We start from the raw sequence: 16,401 nt of genomic DNA on the forward strand, positions 1-16,401 counted from the left end.
AGGGCGCACCTGATGCTGAATATCTCTCCGTTCCGGCAGGTCATGATCTGGCTGACGGTGGCCGTTGGCCTATTGCTGGCGATGCCCAATGGGTTTTACCCGCGGGTAGAGGCCCACAATGACGCCATCGCCACCGGGGCAGAGGACAGCAGCTGGCCGTCTTTCCTGCCTTCTGGCCTCGTGAACCTTGGCCTTGATCTGCGCGGCGGTGCGCATCTGCTGGCAGAGGTGCATGTGACAGACGTGCACGAGGCAATTATGCTGGCCACATGGCCAGAAGTCCGCGATGCGCTGGCCGCAGAGCGTGACACCGTCGGCTTTGTCGAACGCGATGAATCGGCCGCACCCAATATCCTGCGGGTGCGCATTTCCGAACCCACCGGCATCGACCGCGCGCTTGAAATCGTGCGTGGCCTTGCGCGGCCCGTGCAGTCGATCACCGGGGTCGGCACCACCGACATCGTCGTCAGCAATCAGGGCCCGCTGATCACGATTGAACTTTCCGAAGCGGAACAGGCCGCCATCGACGAACGCACCATGCAGCAGTCGCTGGAAATTATCCGCCGCCGCATTGATGAGGCGGGCACACGCGAACCCACCATCCAGCGCCAGGGCGTTGATCGCGTACTTGTGCAGGTGCCCGGCGTCGGCTCTGCGCAAGAGGTCAAGGATTTGATCGGCCAGACAGCGCAGCTGACGTTTCAGCCTGTTGTGAACCGCGCATCTTCAGCTGACCAACCCGCAGGCGCTGGCAATGAAACCCTGCCATCCATCGACGAAGAAGGCGTGTTCTACATCCTCGAACAGCAACCCGTTGTGACGGGCGAGGAATTGGTCGATGCCCAGCCCGCCTTTGACCAAAACGGGCGGCCCGCCGTCAACTTCCGCTTCAACGTCTCGGGCGCACGTAAATTCGGCGACTATACGCTGGACAACATCGGCTCACCTTTTGCCATCGTGCTGGATGATCAGGTGATCAGCGCCCCCGTTATCCAAAGCCATATTCCCGGCGGGTCCGGCATCATCACCGGCAACTTCTCAGTCGAGGAATCGACCGAACTTGCGATCCTGCTCAGGGCAGGGGCCTTGCCCGCAGAACTCACCTTTCTCGAAGAACGCACTATCGGACCGGAACTTGGACAAGACAGCATTGATGCGGGCAAGGTCGCTTGCCTCGTCGCGGGCCTTGCCGTGCTGCTTTACATGTTTGCGAGCTACGGCCTCTTTGGGGTCTTTGCCAACGTGGCCCTTGTGGTCAACGTCGGTCTGATCTTTGGCCTTCTGTCCCTGATCGGGGCTACGTTAACATTGCCGGGTATCGCGGGCATCGTCTTGACCATCGGTATGGCGGTGGACGCCAACGTGATCGTCTTTGAGCGAATCCGCGAAGAACTCAAAACCGCCAAAGGACCGGCACGCGCGATCGAACTGGGCTATGAAAAGGCGCTGTCGTCGATCATCGATGCCAACACCACAACCTTTATCACCGCGCTGATCCTTTATGTCATGGGCTCTGGCCCTGTGCGCGGCTTTGCCATCACGCTGGGCCTTGGGATCATCACATCGGTCTTCACGGCCATCTTCGTCACACGTGCGCTGATCGCGATTTGGTTCGCCCGTCGTCGCCCCAAAACAATCGAGGTCTGAAGATGCGCCTGAGACTGGTCAAGGAAACCACCAATTTCGACTTCTTCAGCCGCGCGCGGCTTTGGCTTGGCATCTCGATGGCGTTGATCGTAGTGGCGTTGATCTCATTTGCGATCCAGGGCCTGAACTACGGCATCGACTTTCAGGGCGGGACTTCGATACGCACCGATGGCGAGGTCGCCGTCGACGTCGGCGCCTATCGCGCAGCCCTTGAGCCGCTCGAATTGGGCGATGTCTCGATCACAGAGGTGTTCGACCCCACGTTCGAGGCTGACCAAAACGTCGCAATGATCCGTATTTCTGCACAAGAAGGCGATGAGGCCGTATCTTCGGACACAGTCGCCGCAGTGATGGCCGCGCTCCAATCAGTCGACCCCACGATTGACCAGACATCCGTTGAATCCGTCGGCCCCAAGGTCTCGGGCGAATTGATCCGTACAGCATTCATCGCCGTCGCCCTCGCGGTTGTGGCGATCCTGTTCTACATCTGGCTGCGCTTTGAATGGCAGTTTGCCGTGGGCGCGGTGTTGGCACTGGTCCACGACGTGGCCCTGACCGTTGGTATCTTCTCAGAACTGCAAATCCGCTTTGACCTTGCCATTGTCGCGGCCCTTCTGACCATCGTCGGTTATTCGATCAACGACACGGTGATCGTCTTTGACCGCGTCCGTGAAAACCTGCGCAAATACAAGAAACGCGACCTCAAAGAGGTGTTGAACGTCTCGATCAACGAAACCCTCAGCCGGACCTTGATGACCTCCGGCACGACACTGCTGGCGCTTCTGGCGCTCTTTGTGCTGGGCGGTGATGTGATCCGTGGCTTTGTCTTTGCGATGATGTGGGGCGTGGTGATCGGCACATATTCCTCGATCTTCGTGGCCACCGCGATCCTGCTGGTGCTGGGCGTCAAGCGGGACTGGTCCAAGCAGAACCTCGACAAAGGCAACCGCTATGCGGATATCGACGCCTGATGCGCCTCAATGAGGTGACATATACCGATGCCAAGCCCGTGGATGGCTATGGCCCCGGCTTTTTCCGCATTGGCGGTCAAGTCTTCGAAGGGCCTGTGCTTGTGCTGCCAACTGGTGTCAGCTCATGGGGCGGCTATACCGACACCGACACCCTGTCGAAGGCCGACATTGACGTGGTCTTCGTCGGCACCGGTGCAGATGTCGCCCATGTGCCTGCCGATTTCCGCACCACGCTGGAAGAGGCGGGGCTGGGGGTTGAGGCGATGGCCTCTCCCGCCGCCTGCCGCACCTACAACGTGCTGCTCAGCGAAGGGCGGCGCGTGGCGCTGGCCCTGATCCCGGTCTAGGCGCGATGCTCGCGGTCAAGGATTTGGCCTGCGCGCGCGGCGGTGTCCCGGTCCTTGAAAACCTGTCCTTTGACGTCGCCGCCGGTCAGGCGCTTGTGCTGCGCGGCCCCAACGGTGTCGGCAAAACCACCCTGTTGCGCACGCTCGCGGGCCTGCAACCGGCGCTGCGTGGCACGATTGATTACCCCGATGGTGCAGGTGCCTATGCCAGCCATGCAGACGGGGTCAAGACCGCGCTGACCGTGACAGAGAATCTGACATTTTGGGCCGATGTCCACGACCGCCCCATGCCCGATGGCATTCTTACGGCCTTCGATTTGGATGATTTGCGTGACCGCATGGCTGGCACGCTCAGCGCGGGTCAAAAGCGCAGGCTGGGCCTTGCGCGTTTGGGCGTGATCGGCCGCGACGTGTTGTTTCTGGACGAACCCACCGTGTCGCTCGACCGGTTCAGTGTGAAACTGTTTGCCGATTGGATGCGCGACCACCACCTTGCCGCTGGCGGCTGCGCTGTGATCGCCACCCACATCGACCTTGGCCTTGACGCGCCCGAACTGGACCTGACCCCCTTTGTCGCGGCCCCCGATGCAGGCGGCGGCAGTGATGAGGCGTTTCTATGAAGGCGCTGATCCTGCGCGATCTGCGCCTAGCCGTGCGGGCAGGGGGCGGCTTTGGACTTGGTCTTGCCTTCTTTCTGATCGTTGTGGTGCTGGTCCCCTTCGGTGTGGGACCAGAGCGCGAGGTTCTGGCCCGCATCGCCCCCGGCATCCTCTGGGTAGCGTCCCTTTTGGCGGCACTCCTGTCGCTCGATCGGATTTTTGCGCTTGATTTTGAGGATGGGTCGCTGGCACTTCTCGCGACTTCGCCGATCCCGGCCGAGGGCGTGGTACTGGCCAAGGCCGTCGCGCATTGGATCACCACTGGCCTGCCGCTGACCCTTGCCGCACCCGTGTTGGGCTTTTTGCTGCACCTGCCGCCACAGGGCTACGGCATCTTGCTGCTGTCCCTGCTGCTGGGCACGCCTGCGCTGTCGATGATCGGCACCTTTGGGGCGGCCCTGACCGTCGGCCTGCGCCGCGGCGGGCTGTTGCTGTCACTGCTGGTGCTGCCGCTCTATGTCCCGACCTTGATCTTCGGGGCAGAGGCGGTGCGCCGTGGCATCGACGGGCTGTCCACTACCGCGCCCCTGATGCTGCTTGCCGCGATCACTGCGGCCTCGGTTGCGCTGCTTCCGTTTGCGGCTGCGACCGTGTTGCGCATCAACCTGCGGTGATGGGGGATTGAGCCTGTGGAACCAGAGGACTAGTTAGGCGTCATGTCATTGTGGGAACTCGCAAATCCGAAACGTTTCATGGGCTGGACAGCCCCGGTTTTGCCGTGGGCCTTTGGTGGTGCGGCACTCTGCCTTGGCATTGGGCTAATCTGGGGTTTTTTCTTCACGCCAGACGACTTCCGGCAGGGCTCAACCGTCAAAATCATCTACCTGCACGTGCCCTCGGCGCTGATGGCGATCAACACGTGGTTCATGATGCTGGTCGCTTCACTGATCTGGTTGATCCGGCGGCACCACGTCTCGGCCCTTGCGGCCAAAGCGGCGGCCCCGGTCGGCATTGTCATGACGCTTATGGCGCTGTTCACCGGCGCCATCTGGGGCCAGCCGATGTGGGGCACCTATTGGGCGTGGGATCCGCGCCTGACCTCTTTTTTGATCCTGTTCCTGTTCTATCTGGGCTACGTCGCCCTTTGGGCTGCGATCGAGGATGCAGATACCGCCGCAGACCTGACGTCAATTCTGTGTCTCGTCGGCTCTGTCTTTGCGATCCTGTCGCGGTATGCGGTGAACTTCTGGAACCAGGGCCTGCACCAAGGCGCATCCCTGTCGCTCGACGCCGAGGAAAACGTGGCTGACGTCTTCTGGATCCCGCTGCTGGTCTGCATCGCAGGCTTCGTTCTGTTGTTCATCGCCCTTGTCTTGCTGCGCACACGCACTGAAATCCGCGCCCGCCGGATCAAGGCCCTGATGGCGAGGGCCGCGCGTGCCTGATCTGGGAAAATACGCCGTCGAAGTGCTGGCCGCCTACGGTGTCAGCCTGACCCTTTTGGTCCTGATCGTTTGGTTGTCCGTGCGTCGGTCGCGCGCTGTCAAAGCGGCATTGGAAAAGGTGGAACATGGCTAAGGTCTCGCCACTTCTTGTAATCCCCCCGGTGGTCTTTGCAGCCCTTGCCGGGCTCTTCTTTGCTGGCTTGATGCGCGACAACGCAGGAGAGATCCCCTCGACCCTGGTGGGCCAACAAGCCCCCGGTGTCCCGGCAGAGGCTGTGCCGGGCACCACCCAATTGACGGATGCAGATTTGCGCAGTGGCGAGGTCACGCTGGTCAACTTCTGGGCCTCATGGTGTCCGCCGTGCCGCGCCGAACACCCCAACTTGCTGGCCTTGCAGGCGGATGGGGTGCGCATCGCAGGCGTGAATTTCCGGGATGCCGCCGATGATGCCAGCGCCTATCTGATCGAGGACGAAAACCCGTTCTTCGCCACCGGCTTTGATCCGCGCGGGCGCATCGCAATTGACTGGGGTGTGACCGCACCGCCAGAGACCTTTATCGTCGATGGCGACGGCACCGTGCTCTTCCGTTACATTGGGCCGCTTGTCGCCTCGGACTATGAACAGCGGTTCCTGCCCGAACTGGAAAAAGCATTGGCGCGCTGACATCCATCTTTGGATGGATAGGCAGAGTGGCCGGGCTGGCCTAGACTTTGCCGTGATGCAGATACGATACCACTTCGCTACGGCTCCGCAGGTTCAGCGCAGTCAGGATCGCGTGGACATGGTCCTTGACCGTGGCCGGGCTGATGTCCAACGCCCGCGCAATCGCCTTGTTCGACAGGCCTTGGGCCACAAGGGCGCAGACCTCTTGCTGGCGCGGCGTCAGCCCCTCGGGCAGGGGCGGCGCACTGCGCTGCGCGATGATGACCGGTGCGCCCAGCGTTTCGGTTGTGCTGAAATCCACACTGACATCCGTGCCTGCCTGCGCCAACTGCGCCAAAGCGGCCACCGATTGCCACGGCGCATCATCCTGCCCCAGCGCCGCAAGCGCCCGGCCCAGATGCGCCTTTTCGTCTTCCGTCAACATAAAGGACCCCTTTGATGCTACCCACCCAGATTGCGAACTTCTTTCTGGCCATGCAAGCCGGGAAGGCCGGGGCAGAGGCTCTGGCCGCCCATTTTGCCGAAGATGCGGTCTATGAAGAACCCTTTACCGGTGAAACCCGCCGCCACACCGGCCGCGACGCGGTCATGCAGGCGATGGCGCTGGGTTGGGACAACCCGATGCCCGACATGCGTATCAATGTGGACCGGGTTGAAACGAATGGTGCCGTGATCGACCTCGACTGGACCTGTTTTTCACCCGCCATCCCCGGCGGGCAGGGGCGCGGTCACAACCGCTATGTGATGCGCGACGGCTTGATCGCGGAACTGGTGACAACATTGGAAGGACCGAAACCATGAACACATCTCCCGAAGTCGATGCATGGCTCGCCGCCTACGACAACCCACAGAAAGACCTTGTTGCCGCCGTCCGAGAGGCCATTCTGGCCGCCGATGACCGCGTGACCGAATGTATCAAATGGCAGGCGCCCACCTTCGTCTACAAGGGCAACATCGCGTCGTTCTTTCCCAAGGCCAAAAAACACGCCTCACTGATGTTCCACAAGGGCGCGACCATCCCCGGCAACTGGCCAGCCTTGGAAGGCGACGCCGCTGAGGGCCGCTCGATGAAGTTCGCCGATGCCGACGACCTCGCAGCCAAACGGGACCAACTGGTGGGCGTGGTAAAGGCGTGGTGCGACATGCAGGATGGGTAGGGGCAAAATGCGGACCAAACCACCGTCCACCTAACGCGAGACAGAACCATCCAAGCGCAACCGCCCGGCGCAAGTCCGGGCACTGCCCGACCTCCCCCAGGAGGGCAGTTTTGCAACCTCTCAAGCCGAATGACGTCGGACATGTGGCGTTGCCACGCGCCACAGGACGGTTGCGGATGCCCTCCAGGTCGGGCAGTGCCCGGACTTGGCATGATGTCGCTCAGGACGCAATTCAGCCATCCAAACAAAAAAGCCCCGCAAAAGCGGGGCTTTGTTTGTCAGACAGTAGGCTGCTTAAGCCGCCGCAGCCAAGTTCCGCAGCACATAGTGCAGCACACCACCATGTTCGATGTACTCAACCTCGATCGCGGTATCGATGCGGCATTTGACCTTGATCGACTTCGTCGCGCCATCCGCCATCGTGATATGCGCATCCACCACCTGCAGGGGCTGCACGCTGTCCAATCCGTCAATGCTGACCACCTCGTCGCCGGTCAGGCCCAGCGTCTTGCGGGTGTCACCACCGGTAAACTCGAACGGGATCACGCCCATGCCAACAAGGTTGGAGCGGTGAATCCGCTCAAAGCTCTCCGCGATCACGGCCTTCACGCCCAGCAGGTTCGTGCCCTTCGCTGCCCAGTCGCGCGACGATCCAGCCCCATACTGCTCGCCGCCAAAGATCACCAGCGGTGTGCCATTGGCCTGATGCGCCATCGCGGCCTCAAAGATCGAGGTCTGCGCGCCATCGGGCCCCTTGGTATAGCCGCCTTCAACACCATCCAGCATCTCATTCTTGATACGGATGTTGGCGAATGTCCCGCGCATCATCACCTCGTGATTGCCGCGGCGCGACCCGTAAGAGTTGAACTCGCGCACCGGCACCTGCCGTTCGATCAGATACTTGCCTGCGGGCGTCGTGTCCTTGAAGGCACCGGCCGGGCTGATGTGGTCGGTTGTAATCATATCGCCCAGGATCGCGAGCACCTTGGCATCCTTCAGGTTGCTGATCGTGCCGGGTTCCTTGGCCATGCCCTGAAAGTATGGCGGGTTCTGTACATAGGTCGAGGTTGCGGGCCAGTCGTAAGTCTCGGAATCCGTCACCTCAACCGACTGCCACTTTTCATCGCCCTTGAAGACGTCCGCGTATTTCTTCTGGAACGCTTCGCGGGTGACTGTCTTTTCAACAAGCGCGTTGATCTCTGCAGAGGTTGGCCAGATGTCTTTCAGATAGACGTCATTGCCGTCCTTGTCCTGTGCAATGGGATCGGTTGCCAGATTAATGTCCATCGTCCCGGCCAGCGCATAGGCCACCACCAAGGGCGGAGAGGCGAGGTAGTTGGCCCGCACATCAGGCGAAATCCGGCCTTCAAAGTTCCGGTTGCCTGACAGAACTGACGTGGCCACCAAATCGCCTTCTGCGATGGCCTCTGACAGCTCTTTCTGGATCGGACCAGAGTTGCCGATGCAGGTCGTGCAGCCATAGCCCACAAGGTTGAACCCGATCTTGTCCAGATCCTCTTGCAGGCCCGCAGCCTCCAGATATTCGCTCACAACCTGGCTACCCGGCGCCAGCGATGTCTTGACCCACGGCTTGCGGTCCAGACCTAAGGCCGCCGCCTTGCGGGCCACAAGGCCTGCGCCGATCATCACATATGGGTTCGAGGTATTGGTGCAGGACGTGATCGAGGCGATCACCACCTTGCCGCTTTCAAGCGTGTAGTCCTCGCCCGCGACGGCAACTTCCTTGCCCATCGGGCGCTTGAAGGTCTCTTCCATTTCCTTGGCGAAAGCTGACTTGGCGTCCGTCAGGGCCACATAGTCCTGCGGCCGCTTCGGCCCGGAAATCGCGGGGACAATCGTGCCCATGTCCAGCTTCAGCCTCGAGGAATAAACGGGCGCATAATCGGCATCACGCCAGAACCCGTTTTCCTTGGCATAAGCCTCGACCAGCGCGATCCGGTCTTCGTCCCGGCCCGTGTTGCGCAGGTAGCGCAGAGTTTCGCCGTCAATCGGGAAGAAACCGCAAGTCGCACCATATTCCGGTGCCATGTTGGCGATTGTCGCCCGGTCGGCGAGTGGCAGGCGGTCCAGACCGTCGCCAAAGAATTCCACGAACTTCGACACAACACCGTGTTCGCGCAGCATCTCGACCACTTTCAGCACAAGGTCCGTACCGGTCGTGCCTTCCATCATCTCGCCCGTCAGCTCAAAGCCCACAACTTCGGGGATCAGCATGGAAATCGGCTGACCCAGCATCGCGGCCTCTGCCTCGATCCCGCCAACACCCCATCCAAGGACGGCCAGACCGTTGACCATCGTGGTGTGGCTGTCGGTGCCAACCAGCGTATCGGGATAAGCGACCTCCTCACCGTTCTGGTCAGTGTCGGTCCAGACGGTCTGCGCCAAATACTCCAGGTTCACCTGATGGCAAATGCCTGTGCCCGGCGGCACCACGCGGAAGTTATTGAACGCCGATTGGCCCCATTTCAGGAACTGATAGCGTTCCATGTTGCGCTCATACTCGCGGTCCACGTTCATCTGGAACGCACGCGGGTTGCCGAACTCGTCAATCATGACCGAGTGGTCGATGACCAGATCCACCGGGTTCAGCGGGTTGATCTGCTGGGCGTCACCGCCAAGGGCCACAATCCCGTCACGCATCGCGGCAAGGTCGACCACGGCAGGCACGCCGGTGAAGTCCTGCATCAGCACGCGGGCAGGGCGGTACGCAATCTCGCGTGGGTTTTGACCGCCCTTGGTGGCCCAGTCCGAAAACGCCTTGATGTCGTCGGTGGTGACAGTCTTGCCGTCCTCAAACCGCAGCATGTTTTCCAACACCACTTTCAGCGCGGCAGGCAGCTTGGAAAAATCGCCCAGGCCTGCGGCCTCTGCCGCAGCAATGGAATAATAGGCAACCGACTGATCGCCTACAGTCAGGGTTTTACGGGTCTTTGCGGTATCAATGCCGACTGTGACGGTCATGATTTTCCCCTTTTGGCTATGGAATTTTGGCTGTTGAGGCGCTTTTGCCCCAAGGCGCGGACAGGTTCAAGCATTTTCGGCATACAATTGCATACATTTCTATTGTGGCCTTGAAACATCCCTCACCAATACGTCGCAATTGGTTGATTGGTCATTACAGTCCTTGGCCGATAGACCGATCTTGTACACGAAAATGAACGGGATTCGATATGCGCCGACTGCTTGCTGCCCTTGCCCTGACAACCACCCTGACCGGTGGTGCCGCGTCTGCGGACACGGTGATCGAGCTTTATACCTCGCAAGGCTGTTCCAGCTGTCCGCCTGCTGACGCGATGCTGGCGCAGCTTGCGACGCGGGGGGACGTCATTCCACTGGCGCTGCATGTCGATTACTGGGACTATCTGGGGTGGAAGGATGACCTTGCCAGCCCTGCGTTCACCCGCCGCCAAAAGGGCTTTGCCGAGGCTGCAGGCTCTGCCACAGTCTACACGCCGCAAATGGTGATCGGCGGGGTGGACCATGTGATCGGCTCGCGTCCGATGCAGGTGATGGATGCAATCCAGGCTCATAATGCCGCCGCTGATCGGGTGTCCGTCACCCTGTCACGGTCGGGCGACCGTCTGCAAATCAACGCGACCGGTCGCGGCGCACTGCCGCGCGAGGCTGTTGTACAGGTCGTGCGCTATGTGCCTGCCGTTACCCGCGACATTAAGCGCGGTGAGAACGCCGGCAAGACAATCACATACACAAATACTGTAACCTCTTGGCAGGTCGCGGGCCGCTGGAACCCGCAACAGCCGCTGTCCATGCAGGCGCAGGTCACAGGTGCAGAACCGGTTGTGGTGATCATCCAGGACGGCACCTCTGGCCCGATCCTCGGGGCCGCGCGCCTGCGCTAAATCCGGCCCTGCTTGTTTTTCCAACGGCGATGCACCCAGAACCATTGTTCGGGCGTCTGATGCACGCGTGCGGCCAGCCGGGCGTTCATTTCGGCTGTCATGGTGATCGGGTCACTTAGGGCAATCGGTGCTTCAACCACGATGTCAAAGTGCAATCCGTCCGCTTTGCGCGTGCCAAAATAGGGCAGCACCAGCGCATCGAATTTCAGCGCCATATCCGCCGCCGAGGTCGCCGTCATCGCGGTCCGTCCCATGAAATCAATCGGTTCACCTGCATCACTGTTGACATCAAACAGCAGCGTGCCCATCCCACCTGATTTAAGGTGCCGCGCAAAGCCGATCGTGCCCTTTGACCCCTGTGCAAACACCGGACCGCCCCAGGATGTCATGGTCTTGGCGTAATGTGCGTTGAAATAGGCATTCGCCATCGGACGATAAAGCCCGCCAATGGTGTGCCCCAACCGGGTCAACACCTGCCGGGGCGCTTCGTGATTGCCAAAATGCCCCGTCACAAAAATCACGGGCCGCGCCTTTGCAGCTGCCTCCGCGAGGGCAAGCATGCCTTCACCGGTGGCTTCGGTCCCTCGCAAATGCCGGGCAAAGTCCTGATGGGAATAGTTTTCGATCAGCGTCCGACCAAAATTGTCGCAAACCGCCCCGGCAATCTGGCGGCGTTTGACGTCTGGCATGTCGGGATAGATCAGCGCCAGATTGCGCATCGCCCGACGCCGATAGCCCGCCAGCGGGCCAATCGCGCGGCGCAATGTGCTGCCCATCATCGGCACGCGGCTGGCGTAGGGCAGGCGCATCACGCTGCCGATCAGCCCGCGCAGCGCGCGATCAGCCAGCCAATCGGTGCGGTCCGTCATGGCGTGCGGGCAAGCCCGGTGCCGATCATGCTGTCGCGCGTGACCAGTGCTGCCAGATCATCTGTTCCCCAACCCTCGGTGCCTGCTGGCCGGTTTGGGATCACGATATAGCGCATATCGGCGGTGCTGTCGTGCACCCGCACTTCGACCGTGTCGGGCAAGGTGACGCCAAATTCGGCGAGCACCCGGCGCGGTTCACGCACCGTGCGGGACCGGTAGGCGCGCGATTTATACCAATCAGGCGGTAACCCCAGCAGGTTGCGCGGGTAGCACGAACACAAGGTACACACGACCACATTGTGCAGTTTGGGCGTGTTGGGCAGCGCGATCAGCTTCATCGGACCAATGTCATAACCCATCTCTGCCGTGGCCTTTGACCCATCGGCAAGCAGCGCCTTTGCAAAATTCGGGTCCGTCCAGAAGCGGGCAACAACTGCGGCCCCCATCGCCGGGTTGCGCGCATCCATCGCATCAATTTGGCCTGCAATCTCGGTCGCTGTGGTGACGCCTTTTTCCACCAGCAATTCGCGCACAGCGATTTCCAGCGTTTGCCAATAGGTCAGCGGATGGTCGTCATCCGGCCGATAGGGATGGCCTGACGGTGACAAATGATCGTGGTGGTCATGGGGCATCTGCGGGCTCCAGCCAATGGGCATAAATTTCGGCCTCAAGCGTGTCTTCAGGCCGCTCTGCGCCAGCACCCCACAGATCACCCATTCGAAACCGCACCCGATGCAGATCAAGCGGCGTGCCTGCGTGGCGATAGGCCAGGTCTTCGGGGTTGGGGAAGGGGCCCAGAATCCGCTCTGTCACGCCTGTCTTGCCGCGCAGATAGGCGGGGGTGCGGACATGACCGGGGGGCATATCGGCGCGGACTCTAACGCGTTGCATCCGCGGCCTCGCCATAGGTTGTGCCGCGCGCCTGCACCTCGGCCATCTTGGCGGCCAGCTCTGCTGTCGAATAGGCCCTCGCTTCGATCAGGTTCTGGTTCACCGAAGCGATCCAACGCTCATAATAGCTCATCGTTTCAAAGCTGTCCGGCCCCATGTCTTCCAGCACGCGGCGCAGCCCGTCGACGGTGAACAGCCCTTTGCCGGAACACAGCACCATCAGCGCATCCACGCGTTTTTCCCACAGGGAAAAATCATGTTGATCCGATGGAACCGGACCCGCCGCATCGCCGCCCATGTCGTGCCAGCGGCGGCCTGTGAAAGATGTCTCTGCCATGCCCGCAAGCTAGGCGCTCTGCCCGTCAGGGTCCAGACCCTCCGGCATCACGGTCCAGACACTGCGGCAACGCGGTTCAAACCACATGTGATCACGATCCAAACCTTCCTGCGCGACGATCCAGCCTCTCGGCATCACGGTCCAGACCCTGCGGTGTCACGGTTGATGGAGGAACGCCCACGCCAACGCGCCTCAATCCGCTCTGCTTTCGCAGAACGGCACCGCCCAAGGTATCAAACCGGCCCTAGGCCGCCTCTGCCTCGTCGCCTTCTTCGTCGGGGGACATCAGTTTGATCGTGCCTGCATCTGCAAGGGCACGGATAGCCGCGGTGACCTTGTTCATCGCGGCCTCCCCGACTTTGGTGCTGACCTTGCCCATCTCTTCTGCATCTTCACGCATCTGCCCGGCCATCCGTTGCGAGATATTGGCCAACACATGTTCCGCGGAATCGTTCAACGGTCCGTCAGAGGCGAGCGCAAAGGCAATCGCAGTATTCAGGTCATCAGGGTCAACACTGCGCAGGGCCGCCGGTATATCCGTGGGCTGCATCCGCGCCGGGATATCGGCAAATGTAAAGATCGCTTTGCGCACCGATTTGGCAAGATCCGCATCGCTGCCTTCGAGCCCGTCCAGCAGATCGTCGCGCGTTGACGCAGGGCTGGAATTGAGGATCGCGCCAATCCGGTCAACAGGCGGCTTTTCAAACGCCACTTCTTTCGTCTGGCAATAGTCCTGCACCAGCGCCTCTCCGATCCGGGCGATGGCGCTGGGGGTCGCTGTTTCAGTCTGACTGACCGCAAAAGTAATCCGCCGCGCCTGATCACCGGGCAATCCGCCCAACACCTCTGCTGCGCGTTCAACTGTCAGTTTCGACAGCACAATCGCCCCCACCTCAACACTTTCGGCCTGAAAAATCGGCAAAAGTTGGTCCAGCTCAAGACTGGCGATGCGCGGCCAGGGATCGCTGCCTTTCTGGGCGTCCAGCTCCGCTTGCAATTTGCGCGCCAAAGCGGGTGAGATATGTTCGGACAGGGCCGCAAGCGCCGCACTGGCACCGCCCGGTGCCGACAACCCGATTGAGGCAAGGATACCTGCAAACTCCTCTGCCACTGCGTTGACCGTGTCGCGGTCGACCAACCTGATCTTGCCCAGCTCTTGCGCCAATTCGGCTTGCACAGCCTCTGGCAAGGACGACAGGGCCAATTTATTGCCATCGCTGATCAGCAATTGCACCACCAGCGCGGCCTTGCGGCGGCGGGTCAGATGGGCAAGCGGCGAAGGCGCTGCGGGGACGGGCGCGGGACTGACTGACATGGCGCATCTCTACGCGACACATCCCTAAAGAACCGTTACGCCTCGCCGCCCGCTGCGACGATGACAGACATTTTCCGCAGCTCTTGCGCCAGATCGGGGGACAGCGCACTGATTTGCGCTGTCATCTCGTGCAAGCGCCGCACGTCAGCCTCAAGTGCTGCGGTTTCAACCGCGTCAAATTCGCGGTCACCGCGCGCGAAACTGGACAGCGACCGGCTCTCGTCCGCCTCAACCGCGATCGTGACACCATAGGCAAGCCCATGCTCTGCCGCCTTGCCCATCACATCAGCTGGATCGTTTTCCGCCAGTTCCGACCAACGCTTTGTCCCAAGGTTTTCAAATCCCCAGGCCACGGTTGGGTCGGACATGACCAGCCCGTTTTGCGAGTAATAATCCGTCCACGCCTTAGGATAGCTTTGAAACAGGAACGTGGGCGTCGTAAAGCGAATGTGAAACGCCAGCGCATATCCAACCGGGGCCTTTTCTTTCAGCGCGGACAAGGTTTGGCTGATGTTGTCGTCTATCGTCATTCTGTCCTGCTACTCGCTTTGAGGTTGCCAATGTGACACGCCAGGAAATAGTCTATGGGCGTTCGGTTCTAGGCAAATCCTATCTGGATCGTTCTGACGGCGAAAGTCGTGTCACCCGTGAAAAGGGACGTTCATGTCGACAGTGCTTAGCCTTGAAGATGTCGGACAGTTGGCTCCGGCGGGTTACTTCATTGCGTTGCGCATTGGATTCGCCTTCCCCATGGAAGAGGTGAACGCGCTCCCTCCGGCTTGGGTCGAACACTACACCCGCCAGCGTTACATGCTGTTTGATCCGGTCGTGCGCTGGGCCTACGCCCATACCGGTGTCGTGCATTGGAATGACCTGTCCGGGGATGACCCCAAGGGTATTTTGGACCGTGCCCGTGAACACGGGCTGCACCACGGAATTACGATTTCCGTCTTTGATGGCAATGCCGAAGGCCAGCGATCCTTTGGGTCGTTTTCCCGTAGTGACAGGCCATTTATTGATATGGAAATCAAATTGTTAGAGGCCTTTGTTCATCGACGTCACCGCGAAATGGCCCCGCCCACCAACCTGACCGAGGCAGAGCTTTCGGCCCTGCGGATGGTCAAGGAAGGGATGCGCCTGAAACAGATCGCATTCGAACTCGACGTGACCGAAGGTGCGGTCAAACAACGGCTGAAAAATGCCAAGGGCAAGCTGGGCGCCAAGACCAGTACGCAGGCCGCGACGATGGCCGCGCAATACGGTATCATCTGACGCCGTTCCACTGTTTCCGATCTTTGGTCAATTCCCCTTTTTTGGTGGGTTTGTTGCTGACTCTATGGCGCAACCAGACGTTGTGGTGATACTCTCAAAAGCACTTAAAAGGAGTAGGGTACATGGAAAACATCACATTCAATCTGGCACAAATGCACATTCACGGGTCTGCCTTCTTCGATTTCCTCGCACTGCGGAAACGATTCTTTGTCGACACGCTGGGGTGGGACATCCCGCATGATGACGACGTCGAAATGGACCAGTATGACAACCCTAGGGCGTGGTATTCGTTGGTCCTGAAGAACGGTGAAGTTGTGGGCGGCGCGCGTGCCATGGCCACCACAACCACCTGGGGCAGCCACAGCTATATGCTGCGGGACGCACTTAAGGGGAAGCTGATCGACATCCCGCCCAGCGTGATGCAGGCCGATGTCTGCACGCCGGATGTCTGGGAATGCACACGCCTTGTCATGTCGGATGATGTCAACACCCACGCCGCGCGCAGCACCTGCCTTTCGTTGATTGTGCAGGGGCTGATCGACGTGGCCGCCGACGAAGGGGCCAACAGGTTGATGTCACTTTCGCCGCTGGCGCTGATGCGCGCGCTGCGTCAACTTGGGTTCGGGGCAGAGCGCATTGGCGACCCATACCTTAACGAAGGTGACGGGCGGCGCTATGCCGTGCTGGCCATGCCGGTGGCACGCAGCACTCCGATCCCGCCTGCAGCCACGCACCGTCCACAGCCTGCGGTCGTTCACGCGCCGTCGGTCTGATGTCGGGTGAGGGTGGGCAAACTGCCCACCCTACGCGGCCTTAGCCGGTTACAAGCGGCACGCAAGTCCCGGTTTCGGGGTCGATCATCGACCCTTCTGCGCAGGACATGGCCGTTGTGTTTTCGTGCATGGTCCCGCCGTGGCACCCTTGGGCAAATGCAAGCCCGGGCATTACAGTCAGGATCAATGCAGCAAACGTGGTCTTGATCTTCATCTTGGCCTCCGTTTGGTT

The 16,401-nt window shown here is 60.6% G+C and carries 22 protein-coding genes; 13 read left to right on the forward strand and 9 right to left on the reverse strand.

Features of this window, described 5'->3' with window-relative positions:
- Positions 1-12 precede the first annotated feature (12 nt).
- The 8 genes from secD to AB3Y40_RS05750 are packed head-to-tail and all read left to right on the forward strand — an operon-like array spanning position 13 to position 5,674.
- The gene (gene secD, locus AB3Y40_RS05715) at positions 13-1,647 is read left to right on the forward strand and encodes a protein translocase subunit SecD (RefSeq protein ID WP_369437830.1); all 1,635 of its coding nucleotides are present in this window, start codon (positions 13-15) and stop codon (positions 1,645-1,647) included.
- A gap of 2 nt (positions 1,648-1,649) precedes the next feature.
- Positions 1,650-2,618, forward strand: coding sequence for a protein translocase subunit SecF (gene secF, locus AB3Y40_RS05720; RefSeq protein WP_369437831.1), 969 nt, complete (start codon positions 1,650-1,652; stop codon positions 2,616-2,618).
- Entirely contained in the window at positions 2,618-2,965 is a 348-nt protein-coding gene (locus AB3Y40_RS05725; RefSeq protein ID WP_369437832.1) for an Mth938-like domain-containing protein, read from the forward strand. Before secF ends, AB3Y40_RS05725 begins: the two co-directional genes overlap by 1 nt.
- Positions 2,966-2,970: 5 nt before the next feature.
- Entirely contained in the window at positions 2,971-3,585 is a 615-nt protein-coding gene (gene ccmA / locus AB3Y40_RS05730) for a heme ABC exporter ATP-binding protein CcmA (protein WP_369437833.1), read from the forward strand.
- Positions 3,582-4,238, forward strand: a complete 657-nt coding sequence (ccmB, locus tag AB3Y40_RS05735) for a heme exporter protein CcmB (RefSeq protein WP_369437834.1) — start codon at positions 3,582-3,584, stop codon at positions 4,236-4,238. The genes ccmA and ccmB overlap by 4 nt, the downstream gene beginning before the upstream one ends.
- 42 nt (positions 4,239-4,280) lie before the next feature.
- Positions 4,281-5,009 carry a heme ABC transporter permease gene (locus AB3Y40_RS05740; RefSeq protein WP_369437835.1) on the forward strand — a complete coding sequence of 243 codons (729 nt, stop codon included), beginning with the start codon at positions 4,281-4,283 and terminating at the stop codon, positions 5,007-5,009.
- Positions 5,002-5,142, forward strand: a complete 141-nt coding sequence (gene ccmD, locus AB3Y40_RS05745; protein ID WP_369437836.1) for a heme exporter protein CcmD — start codon at positions 5,002-5,004, stop codon at positions 5,140-5,142. The genes AB3Y40_RS05740 and ccmD overlap by 8 nt, the downstream gene beginning before the upstream one ends.
- On the forward strand, positions 5,135-5,674 hold the full coding sequence (locus AB3Y40_RS05750; RefSeq protein ID WP_369437837.1) for a DsbE family thiol:disulfide interchange protein: 540 nt from the start codon (positions 5,135-5,137) through the stop codon (positions 5,672-5,674). The genes ccmD and AB3Y40_RS05750 overlap by 8 nt, the downstream gene beginning before the upstream one ends.
- 40 nt (positions 5,675-5,714) lie before the next feature.
- Here AB3Y40_RS05750 and AB3Y40_RS05755 read toward each other — a convergent pair whose 3' ends face one another.
- On the reverse strand, positions 5,715-6,098 hold the full coding sequence (locus tag AB3Y40_RS05755) for a helix-turn-helix domain-containing protein (protein WP_369437838.1): 384 nt from the start codon (positions 6,096-6,098) through the stop codon (positions 5,715-5,717).
- Between the two features lie 14 nt (positions 6,099-6,112).
- Here AB3Y40_RS05755 and AB3Y40_RS05760 point away from each other — a divergent pair, with 14 nt between their 5' ends.
- Positions 6,113-6,475: a nuclear transport factor 2 family protein gene (locus tag AB3Y40_RS05760; RefSeq protein WP_369437839.1), complete on the forward strand. Its 363-nt coding sequence runs from the start codon at positions 6,113-6,115 to the stop codon at positions 6,473-6,475.
- Positions 6,472-6,831 (forward strand): DUF1801 domain-containing protein, encoded by a 360-nt coding sequence (locus AB3Y40_RS05765; protein ID WP_369437840.1) that lies wholly within the window; start codon positions 6,472-6,474, stop codon positions 6,829-6,831. Before AB3Y40_RS05760 ends, AB3Y40_RS05765 begins: the two co-directional genes overlap by 4 nt.
- A 294-nt stretch (positions 6,832-7,125) precedes the next feature.
- Here the strand turns inward: AB3Y40_RS05765 and acnA are convergent, their stop codons facing one another.
- Positions 7,126-9,813 (reverse strand): aconitate hydratase AcnA, encoded by a 2,688-nt coding sequence (gene acnA / locus AB3Y40_RS05770; RefSeq protein WP_369437841.1) that lies wholly within the window; start codon positions 9,811-9,813, stop codon positions 7,126-7,128.
- Between the two features lie 209 nt (positions 9,814-10,022).
- On the opposite strand from acnA, the gene AB3Y40_RS05775 reads away from it, so the two are divergent.
- Positions 10,023-10,712, forward strand: a complete 690-nt coding sequence (locus AB3Y40_RS05775; RefSeq protein ID WP_369437842.1) for a DUF1223 domain-containing protein — start codon at positions 10,023-10,025, stop codon at positions 10,710-10,712.
- Here the strand turns inward: AB3Y40_RS05775 and AB3Y40_RS05780 are convergent.
- From AB3Y40_RS05780 to AB3Y40_RS05805, 6 genes are all read right to left on the reverse strand, one after another.
- Entirely contained in the window at positions 10,709-11,581 is an 873-nt protein-coding gene (locus AB3Y40_RS05780; RefSeq protein ID WP_369437843.1) for a lysophospholipid acyltransferase family protein, read from the reverse strand. The genes AB3Y40_RS05775 and AB3Y40_RS05780 overlap by 4 nt on opposite strands.
- Positions 11,578-12,213 carry a nitrile hydratase subunit alpha gene (locus tag AB3Y40_RS05785; protein WP_369437844.1) on the reverse strand — a complete coding sequence of 212 codons (636 nt, stop codon included), beginning with the start codon at positions 12,211-12,213 and terminating at the stop codon, positions 11,578-11,580. Before AB3Y40_RS05785 ends, AB3Y40_RS05780 begins: the two co-directional genes overlap by 4 nt.
- On the reverse strand, positions 12,203-12,472 hold the full coding sequence (locus tag AB3Y40_RS05790; RefSeq protein WP_369437845.1) for an SH3-like domain-containing protein: 270 nt from the start codon (positions 12,470-12,472) through the stop codon (positions 12,203-12,205). Before AB3Y40_RS05790 ends, AB3Y40_RS05785 begins: the two co-directional genes overlap by 11 nt.
- Positions 12,459-12,809, reverse strand: a complete 351-nt coding sequence (locus tag AB3Y40_RS05795; protein WP_369437846.1) for a ScnB-like protein — start codon at positions 12,807-12,809, stop codon at positions 12,459-12,461. Before AB3Y40_RS05795 ends, AB3Y40_RS05790 begins: the two co-directional genes overlap by 14 nt.
- Positions 12,810-13,053: 244 nt before the next feature.
- Positions 13,054-14,124 (reverse strand): FliG C-terminal domain-containing protein, encoded by a 1,071-nt coding sequence (locus tag AB3Y40_RS05800; protein ID WP_369437847.1) that lies wholly within the window; start codon positions 14,122-14,124, stop codon positions 13,054-13,056.
- A 35-nt stretch (positions 14,125-14,159) separates the two neighbouring features.
- Positions 14,160-14,654: an autoinducer binding domain-containing protein gene (locus AB3Y40_RS05805; protein ID WP_369437848.1), complete on the reverse strand. Its 495-nt coding sequence runs from the start codon at positions 14,652-14,654 to the stop codon at positions 14,160-14,162.
- A gap of 133 nt (positions 14,655-14,787) precedes the next feature.
- On the opposite strand from AB3Y40_RS05805, the gene AB3Y40_RS05810 reads away from it, so the two are divergent.
- Positions 14,788-15,396 (forward strand): autoinducer binding domain-containing protein, encoded by a 609-nt coding sequence (locus tag AB3Y40_RS05810; RefSeq protein WP_369437849.1) that lies wholly within the window; start codon positions 14,788-14,790, stop codon positions 15,394-15,396.
- Between the two features lie 122 nt (positions 15,397-15,518).
- Complete coding sequence (locus AB3Y40_RS05815) at positions 15,519-16,169, forward strand: acyl-homoserine-lactone synthase (protein WP_369437850.1); 651 nt, start codon at positions 15,519-15,521, stop codon at positions 16,167-16,169.
- Between the two features lie 40 nt (positions 16,170-16,209).
- Here the strand turns inward: AB3Y40_RS05815 and AB3Y40_RS05820 are convergent, their stop codons facing one another.
- Entirely contained in the window at positions 16,210-16,383 is a 174-nt protein-coding gene (locus AB3Y40_RS05820; protein ID WP_369437851.1) for a hypothetical protein, read from the reverse strand.
- Between the last annotated feature and the right edge of the window lie 18 nt (positions 16,384-16,401).

Origin of the sequence: Yoonia sp. R2331 (genome assembly GCF_041103235.1) — a bacterium.
In the GTDB taxonomy this organism is placed as follows: Bacteria; Pseudomonadota; Alphaproteobacteria; order Rhodobacterales; family Rhodobacteraceae; genus CANMYO01.

What these genes read in the sequence shown, in the direction of transcription:
- AB3Y40_RS05820 (WP_369437851.1), bottom strand. Translation starts at nt 16,383, where the DNA reads ATGAAGATCAAGACCACGTTTGCTGCATTGATCCTGACTGTAATGCCC.
- acnA (WP_369437841.1), bottom strand. Translation starts at nt 9,813, where the DNA reads ATGACCGTCACAGTCGGCATTGATACCGCAAAGACCCGTAAAACCCTG.
- secF (WP_369437831.1), top strand. Translation starts at nt 1,650, where the DNA reads ATGCGCCTGAGACTGGTCAAGGAAACCACCAATTTCGACTTCTTCAGC.
- AB3Y40_RS05810 (WP_369437849.1), top strand. Translation starts at nt 14,788, where the DNA reads ATGTCGACAGTGCTTAGCCTTGAAGATGTCGGACAGTTGGCTCCGGCG.
- AB3Y40_RS05780 (WP_369437843.1), bottom strand. Translation starts at nt 11,581, where the DNA reads ATGACGGACCGCACCGATTGGCTGGCTGATCGCGCGCTGCGCGGGCTG.
- AB3Y40_RS05795 (WP_369437846.1), bottom strand. Translation starts at nt 12,809, where the DNA reads ATGGCAGAGACATCTTTCACAGGCCGCCGCTGGCACGACATGGGCGGC.
- AB3Y40_RS05775 (WP_369437842.1), top strand. Translation starts at nt 10,023, where the DNA reads ATGCGCCGACTGCTTGCTGCCCTTGCCCTGACAACCACCCTGACCGGT.
- AB3Y40_RS05740 (WP_369437835.1), top strand. Translation starts at nt 4,281, where the DNA reads ATGTCATTGTGGGAACTCGCAAATCCGAAACGTTTCATGGGCTGGACA.
- AB3Y40_RS05805 (WP_369437848.1), bottom strand. Translation starts at nt 14,654, where the DNA reads ATGACGATAGACGACAACATCAGCCAAACCTTGTCCGCGCTGAAAGAA.
- ccmB (WP_369437834.1), top strand. Translation starts at nt 3,582, where the DNA reads ATGAAGGCGCTGATCCTGCGCGATCTGCGCCTAGCCGTGCGGGCAGGG.
- ccmA (WP_369437833.1), top strand. Translation starts at nt 2,971, where the DNA reads ATGCTCGCGGTCAAGGATTTGGCCTGCGCGCGCGGCGGTGTCCCGGTC.
- AB3Y40_RS05725 (WP_369437832.1), top strand. Translation starts at nt 2,618, where the DNA reads ATGCGCCTCAATGAGGTGACATATACCGATGCCAAGCCCGTGGATGGC.
- AB3Y40_RS05760 (WP_369437839.1), top strand. Translation starts at nt 6,113, where the DNA reads ATGCTACCCACCCAGATTGCGAACTTCTTTCTGGCCATGCAAGCCGGG.
- AB3Y40_RS05765 (WP_369437840.1), top strand. Translation starts at nt 6,472, where the DNA reads ATGAACACATCTCCCGAAGTCGATGCATGGCTCGCCGCCTACGACAAC.
- AB3Y40_RS05755 (WP_369437838.1), bottom strand. Translation starts at nt 6,098, where the DNA reads ATGTTGACGGAAGACGAAAAGGCGCATCTGGGCCGGGCGCTTGCGGCG.
- AB3Y40_RS05800 (WP_369437847.1), bottom strand. Translation starts at nt 14,124, where the DNA reads ATGTCAGTCAGTCCCGCGCCCGTCCCCGCAGCGCCTTCGCCGCTTGCC.
- secD (WP_369437830.1), top strand. Translation starts at nt 13, where the DNA reads ATGCTGAATATCTCTCCGTTCCGGCAGGTCATGATCTGGCTGACGGTG.
- AB3Y40_RS05785 (WP_369437844.1), bottom strand. Translation starts at nt 12,213, where the DNA reads ATGCCCCATGACCACCACGATCATTTGTCACCGTCAGGCCATCCCTAT.
- AB3Y40_RS05750 (WP_369437837.1), top strand. Translation starts at nt 5,135, where the DNA reads ATGGCTAAGGTCTCGCCACTTCTTGTAATCCCCCCGGTGGTCTTTGCA.
- AB3Y40_RS05815 (WP_369437850.1), top strand. Translation starts at nt 15,519, where the DNA reads ATGGAAAACATCACATTCAATCTGGCACAAATGCACATTCACGGGTCT.
- AB3Y40_RS05790 (WP_369437845.1), bottom strand. Translation starts at nt 12,472, where the DNA reads ATGCAACGCGTTAGAGTCCGCGCCGATATGCCCCCCGGTCATGTCCGC.